The sequence below is a fragment of the Thermacetogenium phaeum DSM 12270 genome (assembly GCF_000305935.1).
Lineage (GTDB): Bacteria > Bacillota > DSM-12270 > Thermacetogeniales > Thermacetogeniaceae > Thermacetogenium > Thermacetogenium phaeum.
Map to the genome: position 1 here is coordinate 1,125,741 of NC_018870.1, position 15,770 is coordinate 1,141,510.

The window sequence follows — 15,770 nt, forward strand, 5'->3', positions numbered from 1 at the left end:
GTGCTTGTTGTCGATGACTCTGCTTTTATGAGAAAAATCATCTCTGACATGCTGGCGTCAGATCCGGCCATTGAGGTGGTCGGGACGGCTGCCAATGGTGCCGTGGCTCTGAAGCAAATTGCCGCTTTAGAGCCCGATGTGATTACGCTGGATGTGGAAATGCCGGTATTGGACGGGCTGCAGGCCCTGGAAAAGATCATGCAAGAGAAGCCCCTCCCCGTCGTGATGTTAAGCAGTTTTACGGAGGCCGGCGCGGAAACAACGATTAAAGCCCTGCAAAAAGGAGCTGTGGATTTTGTTGCCAAACCCTCGGGAACAACCCCGGTTGATTTGGAAAAGTTGCGGAGCAACCTCATAAGTAAGGTAAAAATCGCCTCCCAGGTGAAGGTCTCTTCTCGGCTGACGGGCTGGGGTGGGCTGCGACTGTTTAAACCGACGGGGAAAAGGAGGAGCGATCAGCTGCCTAAAAAGCTGGTGCTTGTAGGGGCGTCAACGGGTGGGCCAAAAGCCTTGAATGAGCTTTTGTCGAGACTGCCAGACGGTCTCCCCGCTGCTTTCCTTGTTGTGCAACACATGCCCGCCGGTTTTACCCGTTCCCTGGCGGAAAGGCTCGATCAAAATTCGCAGCTGCGGGTAAAAGAGGCGGAGGACGAAGAGAGGGTTGTGGCCGGAACGGTCTATATTGCACCCGGTGGTTATCACCTCCGGGTAGAGCAGCCGCTGGCGGCTGGAAGTGAGCTGCGACTGCATTTGAAGAAGGGTGAACCGGTCAACGGTCACCGGCCCTCGGTCGATGTTCTGATGCTGTCAGCGGCAAAATTGAAAGGGTTCGATTTAATAGGTGTCATTCTGACCGGAATGGGGCACGACGGTTGTCAGGGGATGAGGGCATTGAAAGAAACGGGAGCGCGGACGATCGCGGAAGCCAGGGACACAGCTGTCGTCTATGGGATGCCCAGGGCTGTTGTGGAAGCTCAGCTGGCCGATCGGGTTCTGCCGCTTCCTTTTATAGCCTCTGAGATAATCCGCATGACCAATGAGAAATGAGATGGAGCGAAGAGGAGGGGTTTCAGATGGATCTATCCCATTACATAGATCTTTTTATCGCCGAGGCCAATGAACACCTGGAGTCGCTCAACAATAACCTTCTGCAGCTGGAAAAAAATCCGGACGATACCGGCATCTTGAACGAGATTTTTCGAACTGCGCATACCCTCAAGGGTATGGCTGCAACTATGGGGTTTGAAAGGATCACTTCCCTCAGCCATGAGATGGAAAATGCTCTGGCGCTTTTTAAAAACGGCAAGCTGGCTGTTACTCCGGAGGTAATTGATCTGCTTTTAAAGTGCCTCGACAACCTGGCAGAGATGCTGAAGGGAGTGGAGGAGAGGAGAGAAGACACGGGGTTTTCTCCCGAACTGCTGACGGCGCTGCGGGAAATTGCTGCCAGCGGTGAGGCTGCTCCGTCCTTTTCGCAAGAGGGTTCTGCTTCGGAAGGGGAAATGGAATTCAATGAGTATGAAAAGAGCGTTTTGAACTCAGCCAGACAAAGCGATTACATTCCATACCGAATTAAGATCGATCTGGCTCCGGAAACGGTTATGAAGTCGGTGCGTGCCTACATGGTGTTTCGCTGTCTGGAGGACTTCGGGCAGATCATCAAGTGCCTGCCTCCGGTTCAGGATTTGGAAGAGGAAAAGTTTGATAACAGTTTTCAAGTTGTGCTCGTTTCTCGTCACGAGGAAAGGGAAATAATTGAGGCCCTGGAAGGAATATCGGAGGTTAGAGTGGGGACCATTGAGAGGCTTACGGGGGATGATTCTTGTGGCGCCTCCAAAACGGAAGATGCCGGCAATAAGCGCTTGAGCGGAGCACCCTCTGTGTCGGTCAGAAGTGGTCAAAACAGTTCCCAAGACAACTTTACCTCCCACTCCCTGCATTTGAAAACCGTCCGCGTGGAGAGCGAGCGCCTTGACGATCTCATGAACCTGGTGGGGGAACTGGTGATCAATAAAACAAGGCTGGAACAGATCGGTTCAACCCATCACCTGACCGACTTGCTGGATGCCATCGAGCAGATGGGAAGGTTGATCGCGGACCTGCAGACAATTGTGATGAAGGTGCGGATGGTTCCTGTCGGGCAGGTTTTTAACCGCTTCCCCAGAATGGTGCGCGACCTCAGCCGTGAGCTGAATAAGGATGTCAGTTTTATTATGGAAGGGGAAGAGACCGAGCTGGACCGGACCTTAATCGATGAAATAGGGGAACCCCTGGTACACCTGATCAGAAATGCCCTCGACCACGGGATCGAGACGATAGAGGAGAGGACTGCTAAGGGTAAGCCGGCAACCGCTCTGCTGCGCTTGGCCGCCCGGCAGGAGGGCAACAATGTCATTATTGAGGTGGAGGACGACGGGGCCGGTATGGATCTTGGTGCCATCCGGGAAAAGGCGGTGAGTAAAGGGTTCTTAACACCTAAAGAAGCCGAATTGCTTGGTGATAAAGAGGTGTTGAACGTTATCTTCCAGCCGGGATTCAGCACCTGTGATGCTGTCAACGACATATCTGGCCGGGGCGTGGGGATGGATGTCGTAAAATCTAAGATCGAATCCCTCAACGGTCATGTGGATATTGAGACCAGAAAGGGCAGAGGCACCAAAGTGAAGATTGTACTCCCTTTAACTCTGGCCATCATCCAGGCGCTCCTGGTAACTGTAGGAGAAGAACACTATGCCATACCCTTGAATTACATAGATGAAACAACCTTTATCTTCCCGGATCAGATAAAAAAGGTTCAGAATCAGGAAGTTATGCTTCTGCGCGGCAGTGTTCTCCCCCTGATCAGGCTTGACCAGAGGCTAGATGTTCCTGTTGTGAAGAAAACTGCCGAGGATGAGCTGTATGTAGTAGTGGTACGCAAAGAGGAGCGGCGCGTTGGGCTGATAGTCGATCATCTCATAGGGCAGCAGGAAATTGTCATAAAGTCGCTAGGCAGTTTGCTTGCGGGCATTCCTGGTATTGCCGGTGCTACAATCCTGGGGAACGGCCAGGTCTCCGTGATTCTTGATATAGACAGCCTGATCTGAAGGATGGTGATCGCCTCTTTTTACCTTGTGCGGCCTGACCGAAGGGGCGATCCGCTAAAGGAGAGAGAGCCTTCGGCGATGCTGGGGGTTAGAAATATCAGACAGGGGGTTGGGAAGCTGGACGGGCGGCTTATCCTGAGCCCGTTCCGGCATTCCTGCTCAAAGATCCGGATTTGATTGGAATTTAAGGAGCGGTGATCGAATTGGGATACCCTTTATCGCTGACAGGTGTTCAGTTGGATGCCCTGCGGGAAGTCGGTAATATTGGGGCGGGGAACGCAGCTACAGCACTTTCCCAAATGCTCAATATGCGTGTGGAAATGAGCGTTCCCGAAGTGCAAATGCTTCCGATCAGCCGGGTGGCGGCAACAGTTGGAGGAGCGGACACTTATGTCGCCGGAATCTATCTTCAGATCACCGGTTCGGCTCCGGGCAGCATATTATTTCTGCTGCCGCTGGCCGATGCCCGGCGTCTAGTTCGGGCGCTGTTGAAAGAGAACCTGCGGGATGATTCAATTTGCTTTGGGGAACTGGGATGCTCCGCCTTGGTAGAACTCGGAAACATCATGACCGGTTCCTTTTTGAATGCGCTGGGGATGTTCACCTCTCTGAAGTACATTCCAACTGTACCTTCCCTGTGCCTGGATATGGTCGGAGCGATCTTGGGGAGCGTTCTGCATTCACATGGGGTGGACAGCGATACCGTTTTTTTCATCAAAACTGATTTTCGTTATCAGGGAGACTGTGGAGTGGGCTACCTGTTTTTTTTACCTGAGGCTGAGGCTTTAGTAGAGATCCTCAATTCGCTAGGGGTGTTTAAGTAGTTGAACAATTGCATCAATGTCGAAATTGCCGAAATGAAAATTGCCAGAGCCCCCATCAACCTAATCAGCATTGGGATCGGATCATGTGTCGGCGTCTGTCTTTACGATCCGGTGGCCAGATTAGGCGGACTGGCCCATATTCTGCTTCCCGATTCCCGTCAGTCGCGAAATCCGGAAAATAAGGCGAAATTTGCTGATACGGCCATTCCTGCTCTGCTTGCCGATATGGTTGCGGCGGGGGCCATAAAAAGCAGAATCGTTGCCAAAATTGCCGGCGGGGCTCAGATGTTTGCCTTTGCTCAGGCTTTGGATTATATGCGTATCGGGGAGCGCAATGTAGAGGCCGCAATCGAAGCTCTCCGCAAAGCCGGGATACCTTTAATTGCCCGGGACACGGGTAGCAATTATGGTCGCAGCATCAGGTTCAGCACCCTCACGGGAAAGGTTTACATAAAAACAATTGCTCACGGTGAAAAGGTGATATGAACCAAAAATGGGTTTTGCTACCTTCTTATACGGCGTTTTGTGTGTTTGACGGCCATGGTAAAGGGGCTGTCACTGCCTGTAGCCCTGGGGAGAGGCGCTTTCTCAAGCCTGGTTCTTTTTATCGTCCTTATCCTGTTCCATTTGGGCTGGAAGGCTTGCCCATCCAAAGAAGAAAGAAAAGGGGATGCTTTAACCGACCGCCCGAGACCCGACCTGCAGATCGAATATGATTTAATCGAAAAGTTGGAAAACGATCCCGCTTGTAGCGCTGAATTGCTTAAAAAGATATCCGGTGAACCTCAGGTGGGAGAATGATGGGTGAAAAATCTTTAGACCAGCAGGAAATAAATTTGCTCTGGCAGGAATACAAAAAGAAAAAGGATATGCAAGCCCGGGAGAAGCTGATCCTCCACTATACTTCCCTTGTCTGGTATGTTGCCGGGCGCCTCGCCGTTGGCCTGCAGGGTTACTTTGAGTTTGATGACATCATCAGCGCCGGTATTTGCGGGCTGATCAACGCGGTGGACCGGTTTAATCCCGATTTGGGGTATAAATTCGAGACATTTGCTATTGCCCGGATCCGGGGTGCGATTATCGACTGGTTGCGTTCTTTGAACTGGATGCCGCAGTCGCTGCAGAGGAAGTCCCGGGAGTTGGAGAATGCCCTGGTGTATCTGGAGCAGAAGCTGGGCAGGCATCCCGAGGATGAGGAAGTTGCCGATTATTTGGGAATCACGCTGGAGCAGTTTCAGCAACTGGTACAACGGGTTGCTCCGATAACTCTGGTTTCTTTAGAAGACTACTGTCATGTTCCAGGTGAAGGGGGTGATGAACCCTGCCTGTTGCAGGAAGGCATCCCCGACCCCCAGGCAACAGACCCCGCCAGGAGTTTGGAGTTTCAAGAGGTGAAAAAAACCCTGGCCGAGGCCATTGCCAGGCTCCCGGAGAAGGAGAAGCTGGTAATAACGCTTTACTATTATGAAGGCCTGACTTTGAAGGAAATCGGCAAGGTTCTGGACGTTTCGGAGTCCAGGGTGTCCCAGTTGCATACAAAAGCGGTTTTAAGGCTGCGGGGCCGGCTAGGGAGGAGGAAAAAGGATTTAATAGGTTAGGCGGGGCAGAAAACCTTTCAGGAGGCAGGAAAAGAAGGGCGGAGGGAGAAATAATTATTGATGGGGGGGTTGGGAATGACGGAGGTCCTGCCCGAGGCTGAAGGCTGGAACGCTGTGCGGAGCCTTGAGTTGACTGCGGATGGGATTTTTTTGACCGTTTTTCCCGCTCGGGAAGAAGGGAGAAAGGAAATTTTTACCCTTTTAAAAAAGGAGCTAACGGGGCGAGGTCTGAGACAGATCAACTGGGGGGAAGTCGAAAGGGCGTTTCGCAGGCAGTGTGCAAAGATGAAGATCGCCCCTCCGCAGCCTCTGTCCAAAAACGGATTAGTCCTCATTGAGTTGAGCTCTGATGAAATGGAGGCATATGCTTATGCATTCCCCCCGCTGGATGACGGCACACCTCTGACACTTGGTCAGATATATGCCGCGATCGAAAAGGCGGGAATTAACTACGGTTTGGATGATGAAGCGATCAGGTCACTGATCGGGATGAGGTATCCACAGTTAAGGGTTATAGCGCGGGGCAAGGCCGCCAGGGAAGGACGGGATGCCACTATTGAGTACTGTGTTCCGATCTCCCGCCCGTTTCTCACACCTAAGGAGTTGGAAAACGGCAGGGTTGACTTCTACAACTTGAACCTCGTTTATAATGTCAATAAAGGACAGGTGCTGGCCAGAAAAACCCCTTCGCTGCCGGGTGAAAGAGGCATGACGGTGACGGGTAAAACGATCAAACCGCACCCCGGTAAAGATATTCCCCTTCTTCCCGGCAGGAATACAGAAGTTATTGAGGAAGGCTGCACCCTCGTGGCGCAAGCCCCGGGACACGCTGTATTGGAGGGGGGCCGGATTCATGTTCTGCCCGTCTATGTTGTTGCCGGGGACGTGGATTTTTCCACGGGGAATATCAATTTTATCGGCAGCGTCCGCATCAACGGAAGTGTGAAGATGGGGTTCCATGTGCAGGCCGCAGGAGATGTGGAAGTTCGGCAGGCAGTCGAAGGAGGGATAGTTAAGGCGGGAGGAAATGTTTTTGTAAAGGAGGGGATTCGCGGGATAGGAAAAGGGCGTATCTCCGCAGGAGGGAGTGTTTATGCCAGGTATCTGGAGAATGCTTATGTTGAGGCCGGTCAGGATGTGATTATCGGTGAATCGGTCATGCAGAGCACTATTTCTGCAGGTGGAAAAGTGATAGTGAGAGGGAAGAGTGGGCAGCTGGTGGGCGGCTTCTGCTGCGCCGGGCGAGGGATTGAAGCTAAGAGTGTCGGTTCTCAGCTGGAGGTAGCTACTCTACTGCAGGTTGGGATAAAACCGGATTTAATGGCAGAGATGAAGGCGATTATCCAGAAGGAAGCCGAAGTTAAAGCGCAGCTTGAGAGAATAACAAACACATTACAGCGGCTGCCGAATGCACAGGCATCCAGGGAGAGGAAATTATCTGTTCAAGAAAAAATATTTTCGCGCAATTTGAGAGAGGCGCAGCAAAGACTACAAAGGCAGATACAGGAAATAGAAACGGAAAGAGAAGAGCTTTCGAGAAAAGTCAGGAGCCTGGCGGAAGGAAGGGTAAAGGTTCAAAACTACATCTATCCAGGAGTAACGATAAAAATCGGGGAGTTAAGCTACTATGTGAGGGATAAAATGCAGCATGTTGTTTTTCTGCAGGAAGGTGATGAAATAGCAATTTTGCCTTACTGCTGAGTGGGAGCCGCAGGAGATGCTCATTTGCTTGGCCTGTCACGGCATTATGTGAGTCCGAAAGACTGTGTCCTACCGGGTAAGAGAAACGGAAGGCGCAGGAGGGTTTGTGATGACCTTAAAGGCGCTTGATCTTCAGGTCCTGTTTCCGAAAATTCAAGAGGTCGGACGGATCCAGCAGGTTCTGCAGGGAAACGAGCTGGCTCAACAGCAGAGTTTTGCTGCCCATTTTCTTCAATATGCTGAAGCCGCTCAAAGGAAAATACAGCGTACCCCTCAAGCAAGGGAGGGGTTGATCAGAGGCAGAAAAAGGAACGGCGATTCCCCTGCCCAGGAATCCGGGCAAAGAGCTGCCCGGGAAAAAGAAAGGCCGGATCACGATCTCGATCAAGGCCTGGAACAGATGCCCTCACCGGGTCACATTATCGATCTAAAAATATAGGTTAGAGGTGTTGGACACAAATGGAGCCTATTCTTGTCGTTTTATCACTGCTAACTCTTTGTGTGATTTGCCTTGTGTTCCTTATTGTTTGGCGAGACCGCCGCGACCTAAAGCATCGGCAGCTTACCAGGGATATATCCAGGCTGGAAGAGATTGTTGCCGAGGCTGCCCAACATAAAAAGGACATGGCGGAAATGCTGTCCGCTGCTAAAAGACAAACAGAACAGGCAGTTTCACGGATGGATAATCAGTTAAAGCAGGTGCGGGAATCGGTTGCTTCCCTGGAACAGCACCTCCGTAACAATCGCAATAATAAGGAGAGGGGTAAGGAAAAAGCCTCAAAGACTCAGGGAAGAGGAAAATCGCGTTCTGGCAACCCGAAACAAAAGGAGCGGGCTGCAGCAAAGGCCGATAAGGTTCCCAAAATCGATGATGGGGAGAAATACGCCAAGCTGGTGGAACTCGCCGAACAGGGGTTGAGCACCCAGGAAATCGCGAAACAACTAAACCTGGGTTATGATGAAGTAGAACTGGTTCTTGAGCTTAAAAGAAAGAACATAAGTTAGGATGCTACGGCGCCTTATTGCGAGGCGCCTTTTAGTTCCCCCACATTGCCTGTCGAGCCGAGTGGGAACAAAACCCACGCTGCCTAACCAGGAGCCGGACAGAACGACAGGGTAGTACGAGAGGGGGGACCTGTCCTTAGAGACGAGATCTGCCGGCATCCGAAGTTGAGACCGGGAACGCGTGGTGGGGTCGGGTACTACCTGCCAGATTTCCGCCTTTTTTGTTGCTTGCAATCGATCATATGTGTTATACTATCGGTTGGCAAAAACACACGCCGCTAGCAGTGGGATGGTGGTCCCCTTGATGGGGTCCATCCTGCTATGAATGGCGGTGGAGGAAAAACCAAAGGAGGATCTCAATGGCAATAATATCCATGAAGCAGCTGCTGGAAGCAGGGGTACACTTCGGACACCAGACTAGGCGCTGGAATCCTAAAATGGCTCCCTACATCTTTACAGAGCGGAACGGAATCTACATCATCGATCTCCAGAAGACGGTCAAGAAAATGGAGGAGGCTTACAACTTCATCAAAGAAGTGGTAAGCGAGGGAAAAAGCGTGCTTTTCGTGGGGACCAAAAAACAGGCCCAGGATTCTGTCAGAGAAGAAGCAGAAAGATGTGGAATGTTTTATGTGAATGTAAGATGGCTGGGGGGAATGCTCACCAATTTCCAGACCATAAGAAAACGGATTGAGCGGCTGCGTGAGCTCGAAAAGATGGAGGAGACGGGGCATTTTGAACTGCTTCCCAAAAAAGAGGTTACCAAACTCCAGGCGGAAAAGGAAAAGCTGCTTCGCTTTTTGGGGGGAATTAAGGATATGGATGAACTTCCGGGGGCGCTCTTTATTGTCGATACCCGGAAGGAGCATATTGCTGTTTGTGAAGCCAGAAAACTGGGAATACCTACAGTAGGGATAGTCGATACAAACTGCGACCCGGATGAAATCGATTATGTTATTCCCGGCAATGATGATGCAATCAGAGCTGTGCGCCTGTTAACTTCCAAAATTGCCGATGCTGTTCTCGAAGCCAAGCAGGGAGAACAGGACCAAGAACATGACCAAGAACAGGAGCAAGAACAGGAACAAGAGTTAACCGATCAAGTTTAAGAGGGAAGTGGAGGGATTTCTTTGATAAAGGCTGAACAGGTTAAAGAGTTGCGTGAGCGCACAGGTGCCGGAATGATGGACTGTAAGAAAGCCCTTACGGAAACAAACGGAGACCTGGAGAAGGCGATTATTTACCTGCGCGAACACGGCCTTGCGGCGGCGGCTAAGAAGGCGGGAAGGGCGACCAAAGACGGAAAGATTGAAGCCTATATCCATGCTGGGGGGAAGCTGGGCGTCCTCATTGAGGTCAACTGTGAGACCGATTTTGTCGCTAAAACAGAAGATTACCAGCACCTCTGCCGGGAACTGGCAATGCAGGTGGCTGCGGCCAACCCTCTCTTTGTAGACCGTCAAGACGTGCCGCCAGAGCGAATTGAGAATGAAAAAAAGATTTATGAAACTCAGGCCAGAAACGAGGGGAAACCCGAAAAGGTAATTGAGAAGATTGTATCCGGAAGGCTGGAGAAGTTCTACCAGGAGGTTTGCCTTCTCGATCAGCCTTACATCAGGGATCCAGACCGCACCGTTAGGGAACTCATTAATGAGTACATCGCTAAGTTAGGGGAAAATATCGTTGTTCGCCGTTTTTGCCGCTTCCGTTTGGGCGAAGAAGGGTAAAATCTGATCCAGAGAAAGGATTTTACGCTTCAACGTAGAATGAATTTTTGAGAACAGGAGGTTTTCTTTTGGAAACCCCTAAATACCGAAGAATTGTATTGAAACTGAGCGGAGAGGCCCTCGCCGGAGAGAAGGGGTTCGGTATCGACCACGATATACTAAAAGCAATTTCCCTAGAGGTCAAAGAAATTAGAGACAGGGGAGTTCAAGTCGCCATTGTTGTAGGTGGCGGCAACATCTGGCGAGGGGTAACTGGAAGCGCCAGAGGTATGGACCGGGCGACTGCCGATTATATGGGAATGCTGGCAACGGTAATCAATGCCCTGGCAATGCAGGATGCCCTTGAGAAGCAGGGTGTCGATACGAGGGTGCAAACGGCGATTGAGATGAGGCAGGTGGCCGAACCCTATATCAGGCGGCGGGCGATACGCCATCTGGAGAAGGGGCGTGTGGTGATTCTGGCAGGGGGAACGGGCAACCCCTTTTTCTCTACCGACACCACTGCTGCTCTCCGGGCGGCCGAGATTGAGGCCGAGGTTATTTTGATGGCAAAGAATGTTGATGGTGTTTACGATTCGGATCCCCGCACCAACCCTGCAGCGCAGAAATATAAAGAGCTGGAATATCTTGATGTTTTAAATAAGGGTTTGGGGGTGATGGATTCGACGGCTGCCTCCCTTTGTATGGACAATAAGATCCCCCTGGTGGTATTCGGGATTAGGGAGAGAGGGAATATCTTAAAGGCAGTGATGGGCGATCAGATCGGTACTGTAGTTGGGAGGGATAATAGTGAGTGATGATACGCTAAAGCAGGCGGAAATGAAAATGAAGAAGACGGTTGATCTTCTGGTTAAGGATCTGGCCACATTGCGTGCCGGAAGGGCAACACCTGCTTTGCTCGACAAGGTTTATGCCGATTACTACGGAACACCGACGCCGATCAATCAAATGGCAACCATTTCCGTTCCAGAACCTCGTCTCCTGGTGATACAGCCGTGGGACCGCAATATGTTATCGCAGATCGAAAAGGCAATTTTAAAATCCGACCTGGGAATCACTCCCGTCAGTGACGGCAATGTTATCAGGCTCAACATACCCCCCTTAACTCAGGAAAAACGAAAAGACCTTGTCAAGATTATCAACAAAAAAGCTGAAGAAGGGCGGATTGCCATCAGGAATTTGAGGCGTGAGGCTAATGAACGAGTGAAGGCCGCCGAGAAAAAAGGAGAGCTCTCTGAAGATGAGGCCAGGAGATATCTGGATGAAGTTCAAAAGCTGACGGACAAGTATATCGATAAGATCGACCAGATTGCCGAATCCAAGGAAAAAGAGATAATGGAGTTATGAGGTGGGATGATCCCTTTGCGGGAAATGGCTGCAGGCAGCGCGCCTGAGTTACCCGATGTAGTAGGTTTTCTATATGAAGAAGGGCTGGAGATTTTGCAGGGGGCGGGATACCTGGTGGAAGCAGCTTTTGTTCATTTGGATTCGGGCAAGCGGGCCAGGATTTTGCGGCAGAGGCTGAAAGAAGGGAGAACCGTCGAGTTAATCGTTGGGTGTGAGTTTTATGATGATCCAGCACTGAAATAAGGGGGTGAATATAGTGGGATACAGAATCACTGATAAGTGTGAGGCCTGCGGGAGCTGCATGGATGAATGCCCGAATGATGCAATTATGGAAGTTGATGGCGTATATAAAATAGATCCGGAAAAATGCGAAGATTGCGGAACTTGCATTGATGTTTGCCCGAATGACGCAATTGTTGAAGAATGACAGAAATCGACAGGTTCCCCCTCTAAGAGGGGGTTTTTCTTAATATGAAGAAACAGGGGCGACAGGTTCTGATGGGTTTTTTTTATCTCGAAAAGATCTTTGGTAAGCAAAGAGCACGAAAGCTTCGAAAGAAACTGGACAGGTCGCGTTTGCCAAAGCATGTTGCTATCATTATGGACGGCAACGGCCGTTGGGCACAAAGGCGGGGATTACCGCGTGCCCTGGGACACCGCGCTGGGATGGAGTCACTGCGCACAGTCGTGGAGCTTTGCCTGGAACTAGGGATACAAGTGCTAACAGTTTACGCTTTTTCGACGGAAAACTGGAAAAGGCCTCAGGAGGAGGTCAAACTCCTCATGGATTTATTACATGAATATATTCAGAATGAGCTTGATGAGCTGCACCATCAAGGGGTGCAGGTAAGGGCTGTCGGTCGGCTGAACGAACTGCCGTCCCGTGCCTGGCAGGAAGTGGTCAGAGCAATGAAGGTAACTGCCGCCAACAGCAAAATGACGTTGAATATCGCTTTGAATTACGGCGGCAGGGGGGAAATTGTCGACGCAACGAGGCGGATCGCCGAGCTGGCTCGGAAAGGGAAACTTCATCCTGAGGAAATTACCGAAAACCTCTTTCAAGAGCATCTCTATGCCGCAGATCTTCCCGATCCTGATCTCTTGATAAGACCAGCCGGAGAGCTGCGGGTGAGCAATTTCCTTCTTTGGCAGATAGCCTATACTGAATTTTACTTCACCCGGGTCAACTGGCCGGACTTTCGGGAAGAGGAATTCTTGCTGGCTTTGATTTCGTATCAAAATCGGAAGCGCCGTTTTGGAGGGCTTTGAGGAGGAGTCGCTGCTCTTGCTCCGGGAAAGAGTTATCAGCACCATCATCGGCATACCCGTTATTTTCTATTTGGTTTATGAAGGAAAAATCCTCTTCCTCTTGTTTATTATAGTTCTGGCAATTCTCGCCCAGTATGAGTTAAACCGGATCTTTGCCGGAATGGGTTATCGTATCCCCCGATTTTTGCCGGTAAGCGGCAGTGTCCTTTTCCCTTTTCTTGCCTTTTACGCCCCAAATGGACGAGAGAGCAACTATATCCTGGCAGCCGTGACGGTGTTTTTGCTGTTACATCTTATGACCCTGATGTTTCTTTTCCCGAGATACAAGGCAGGAGAAATCGCAGCGTCTTTTTTGGGAGGATGCTACTGCAGCCTCTTATTGAGCTACTTGATTCTGATCAGGAAGATGGATGGATACGGTTTTCATTATCTCTTGATGGTTTTCATTCTTACCTGGTGCTGTGACATTGGGGCTTACATAAGCGGTCGCCTGCGAGGGCGAAAGGCATTATGCCCTCTTGTAAGCCCGGGGAAGACCCTGGAGGGTGCTGTAGGGGGATTGTTTTTCTGTGTTCTTGCGGCCGTCTCGTATCACTATTTTTATCCACATCTCTTCTCCTATCCGCTGATGATCCTGATCGGCGTAATCATCGGGGGCGCTGTGGAAATAGGTGACCTGGTGGAATCATCCCTAAAACGGCTGGGAAAGATTAAGGATTCCGGGGATCTCATTCCGGGACACGGGGGGGTTCTGGACCGCTTCGATGGTCTTCTCTTCAGCGCTCCTGTGGCATATATTTGCATTAAATTGTTATCCTTATAAGAGGTGGAGATTTTGTCCCCTTTGATGGAAAGAGCGTTGCTTCTTTTATTAAGGACCGCTACGATCCTGCTCACCGTTGCGGGGGTCTACTTTTTTGTGCGCTACTTCTGGCCTTTAGTGTCGGGCATGATCGCAACGGGTATCAAGATTATTCTGCCTTTTGTAGTCGCCTATATTGTTGCCGCTGTTCTCAATCCGGTAGTTGTTTATCTGGAAAGACGCCTGCGGTTACCGAGGACACCGGGAACGCTGCTGACGCTGGCAGTTTTCCTTATTATTCTGGGAGGAGCCATTTATCTTCTTTTTTCCAATCTGATCCAAGAGCTCCTCGACCTCTCCCAAAACCTGGGCACTCTCTCTCAAGACCTGAGCAGTTGGAGGTTCAATCTCCTCTTGCAGCAGCTTCAGTTGCTGCTTGCCAGGCTGAATCTTCCAGCCGATTTTATCCGGGAAACGGGGGAAGATCTCCTGGAGATCTTAAAAAACTTTGTGACCGTTTTTTCCAGGCAGATTTTTTATCTGGTCACAGCCCTGCCTCAATACTTTATTTTGCTGGTAGTGACCGTTATCGCCAGTTTCTTTTTCACCAGGGACTACGAGGTGATCAAAACGAATTTTTTTAAATTTGTTCCTGATCACTGGCAGGGAGGAATCAGGCGGGTCGGGAAAGGTTTACATAAAGCATTGTTTGGTTACTTAAAGGCGGAACTTTTGCTTATTAGCATCACCGGGCTGGAGAGTGCAATCGGCCTTACACTGCTGGGAGTGAGGTATGCCCTCCTGGTTGCCCTGCTGGTAGCCATCCTGGATCTGTTGCCGGTCGTAGGCCCTGGTGCCATCTTTATTCCGTGGGGACTCTGGATGATCTTTACAGGCAGTGTACGGTTTGGGATTGGTCTGTTGATCCTTTATGGTATAATTGTCATCGTCAGGCAGATTCTCGAACCGAAGGTGCTCGGTGAGAGCATCGGCCTCTACCCGCTGACGACGTTGATGGCTCTCTATTTTGGAATCTCCCTGCTCGGCTTCTGGGGGCTGATCCTGGGACCAGCCGCGGTTATAGCCTATAAAGCCTTCGTGGATAAGGATTAGAATAGAAATTCGTTCTGGAGAGATGAATAACGACTGCCGGCCTTCAAAAAGGCCAGTGCTCGCCCAATTCTAGAGCTTAAGACTTCTACATGCTGCTAGCCATTAAGGGAGTTGGCAAGATGAAAAAGAATGTTGTTATATTGGGTTCTACCGGCTCGATCGGAAAACAGGCTCTGGAAGTAATAGGGTGGCACCGGGGTTCCCTGCGAGTGTTCGGTCTTGCCGCTTACAGGAATATCGAACTGCTAGAGGAACAGGTGAGGGCGTTTGATGTTCCTTATGCCGCCGTTGGAGAGGAGGCGGCTGCAAAAGTGCTGCAGGAACGCCTGAAGGATGTGAGAACCACCTGTTTGGTGGGAGAAGCCGGCCTGCTGGAACTGGTACGGCATCCCGAAGCCGATCTCGTCCTCGTAGCCGTGAGTGGGACGGCAGGTCTGCGCCCTACCCTGGAAGCCATCTCTCAAAGAAAGCCGGTTGCCCTGGCCAACAAGGAAACGCTGGTTGCCGGTGGGAGTCTGGTTATGAAGGCGGCTTTGGCCAATGGCGTTCCGGTTATTCCTGTAGACAGCGAGCACTCGGCCATCCATCAGTGTCTGAACAATGAGAACAGAAATGATGTGGCAAAATTGATTATTACCGGTTCTGGGGGGCCGTTCAGAGAAGCATCCTTTGAGGAATTGCAGAAGGTGACACCGGAAGCTGCACTGCGCCATCCGACCTGGCAGATGGGCACTAAGATAACCATTGATTCGGCTACCTTGATGAACAAAGGCCTGGAAGTGATTGAGGCCAGATGGCTCTTTGAGGTCGATTACGACAGGATCGAAGTTATAATTCATCCTCAAAGCATTGTTCACAGTCTCGTTGCCTATAAGGATGGTGCTGTTCTGGCTCAGCTTGGATGGCCTGATATGAGGGTACCGATTCAGTATGCCCTTTTTTACCCGGAGCGCAGGAGCAATAACCTGAAGCAGCTCGATCTCGCCAGCGTTAGGAGTTTGACTTTTGAAAAGCCCGATCTCAAACGTTTTCCCTGCTTGCGATTGGCCTACGAAGCTGGTAAAATCGGAGGAACGATGCCTGCGGTTATGAATGCAGCCAATGAAATAGCTGTTTTTTCTTTCCTGAAAGGGGAGATTCCGTTTATGTCGATTTCCGCCGTGATCGCCGAGTGCATGGAGTTGCATATACCTCAAACCGGTGAACCGGACCTTGATGGGATTCTGGCGGCTGACCGCTGGAGCAGAGAGCAGGCGAAAAAAGTAATCAAAGATAGACATGGCGGTTAAATTCGATTC

At 50.7% G+C, this 15,770-nt stretch carries 19 protein-coding genes; all 19 read left to right on the forward strand.

The features are described 5' to 3' along the window. The 19 genes from TPH_RS05535 (at position 1) to TPH_RS05625 (ending at position 15,761) form a co-directional block, all read left to right on the forward strand. Positions 1-1,047 carry a protein-glutamate methylesterase/protein-glutamine glutaminase gene (locus TPH_RS05535; protein WP_015050209.1) on the forward strand — a complete coding sequence of 349 codons (1,047 nt, stop codon included), beginning with the start codon at positions 1-3 and terminating at the stop codon, positions 1,045-1,047. A gap of 26 nt (positions 1,048-1,073) precedes the next feature. After that, positions 1,074-3,086 (forward strand): chemotaxis protein CheA, encoded by a 2,013-nt coding sequence (locus tag TPH_RS05540; RefSeq protein ID WP_015050210.1) that lies wholly within the window; start codon positions 1,074-1,076, stop codon positions 3,084-3,086. Between the two features lie 194 nt (positions 3,087-3,280). Further along, positions 3,281-3,910 carry a chemotaxis protein CheC gene (locus TPH_RS05545; protein ID WP_201764502.1) on the forward strand — a complete coding sequence of 210 codons (630 nt, stop codon included), beginning with the start codon at positions 3,281-3,283 and terminating at the stop codon, positions 3,908-3,910. Continuing rightward, on the forward strand, positions 3,911-4,396 hold the full coding sequence (locus TPH_RS05550; protein ID WP_015050212.1) for a chemotaxis protein CheD: 486 nt from the start codon (positions 3,911-3,913) through the stop codon (positions 4,394-4,396). Positions 4,397-4,441: 45 nt separating this feature from the next. Beyond that, positions 4,442-4,711: a hypothetical protein gene (locus tag TPH_RS05555; protein ID WP_028991042.1), complete on the forward strand. Its 270-nt coding sequence runs from the start codon at positions 4,442-4,444 to the stop codon at positions 4,709-4,711. After that, a complete protein-coding gene (locus TPH_RS05560; protein WP_201764504.1) occupies positions 4,708-5,508 on the forward strand; it encodes a FliA/WhiG family RNA polymerase sigma factor in 801 nt (266 codons plus the stop codon). Before TPH_RS05555 ends, TPH_RS05560 begins: the two co-directional genes overlap by 4 nt. Before the next feature lie 75 nt (positions 5,509-5,583). After that, positions 5,584-7,209: a FapA family protein gene (locus tag TPH_RS05565; RefSeq protein WP_028991041.1), complete on the forward strand. Its 1,626-nt coding sequence runs from the start codon at positions 5,584-5,586 to the stop codon at positions 7,207-7,209. A 109-nt stretch (positions 7,210-7,318) separates the two neighbouring features. After that, positions 7,319-7,648, forward strand: coding sequence for a hypothetical protein (locus tag TPH_RS05570; RefSeq protein ID WP_015050215.1), 330 nt, complete (start codon positions 7,319-7,321; stop codon positions 7,646-7,648). Between the two features lie 74 nt (positions 7,649-7,722). After that, positions 7,723-8,214 (forward strand): DUF6115 domain-containing protein, encoded by a 492-nt coding sequence (locus TPH_RS05575; RefSeq protein ID WP_148275858.1) that lies wholly within the window; start codon positions 7,723-7,725, stop codon positions 8,212-8,214. 359 nt (positions 8,215-8,573) lie between these two features. After that, the gene (gene rpsB / locus TPH_RS05580) at positions 8,574-9,323 is read left to right on the forward strand and encodes a 30S ribosomal protein S2 (RefSeq protein ID WP_015050217.1); all 750 of its coding nucleotides are present in this window, start codon (positions 8,574-8,576) and stop codon (positions 9,321-9,323) included. 21 nt (positions 9,324-9,344) lie between these two features. Next, entirely contained in the window at positions 9,345-9,941 is a 597-nt protein-coding gene (gene tsf, locus TPH_RS05585; protein ID WP_015050218.1) for a translation elongation factor Ts, read from the forward strand. Positions 9,942-10,009: 68 nt separating this feature from the next. Continuing rightward, positions 10,010-10,738, forward strand: a complete 729-nt coding sequence (gene pyrH / locus TPH_RS05590; RefSeq protein WP_015050219.1) for a UMP kinase — start codon at positions 10,010-10,012, stop codon at positions 10,736-10,738. A gap of 22 nt (positions 10,739-10,760) precedes the next feature. Continuing rightward, positions 10,761-11,288, forward strand: coding sequence for a ribosome recycling factor (gene frr, locus TPH_RS05595; protein WP_037999422.1), 528 nt, complete (start codon positions 10,761-10,763; stop codon positions 11,286-11,288). A gap of 6 nt (positions 11,289-11,294) precedes the next feature. Continuing rightward, positions 11,295-11,531, forward strand: a complete 237-nt coding sequence (locus tag TPH_RS05600) for a PASTA domain-containing protein (RefSeq protein ID WP_028991040.1) — start codon at positions 11,295-11,297, stop codon at positions 11,529-11,531. A 13-nt stretch (positions 11,532-11,544) separates the two neighbouring features. Beyond that, positions 11,545-11,715: a DUF362 domain-containing protein gene (locus tag TPH_RS05605; RefSeq protein WP_015050222.1), complete on the forward strand. Its 171-nt coding sequence runs from the start codon at positions 11,545-11,547 to the stop codon at positions 11,713-11,715. Between the two features lie 71 nt (positions 11,716-11,786). Continuing rightward, complete coding sequence (locus TPH_RS05610) at positions 11,787-12,557, forward strand: isoprenyl transferase (RefSeq protein WP_028991039.1); 771 nt, start codon at positions 11,787-11,789, stop codon at positions 12,555-12,557. Next, positions 12,544-13,380: a phosphatidate cytidylyltransferase gene (locus TPH_RS05615; protein WP_015050224.1), complete on the forward strand. Its 837-nt coding sequence runs from the start codon at positions 12,544-12,546 to the stop codon at positions 13,378-13,380. The genes TPH_RS05610 and TPH_RS05615 overlap by 14 nt, the downstream gene beginning before the upstream one ends. Positions 13,381-13,404: 24 nt before the next feature. Continuing rightward, on the forward strand, positions 13,405-14,472 hold the full coding sequence (gene ytvI / locus TPH_RS05620) for a sporulation integral membrane protein YtvI (RefSeq protein WP_148275860.1): 1,068 nt from the start codon (positions 13,405-13,407) through the stop codon (positions 14,470-14,472). A gap of 119 nt (positions 14,473-14,591) precedes the next feature. After that, the gene (locus TPH_RS05625) at positions 14,592-15,761 is read left to right on the forward strand and encodes a 1-deoxy-D-xylulose-5-phosphate reductoisomerase (RefSeq protein ID WP_015050226.1); all 1,170 of its coding nucleotides are present in this window, start codon (positions 14,592-14,594) and stop codon (positions 15,759-15,761) included. Positions 15,762-15,770 lie beyond the last annotated feature (9 nt).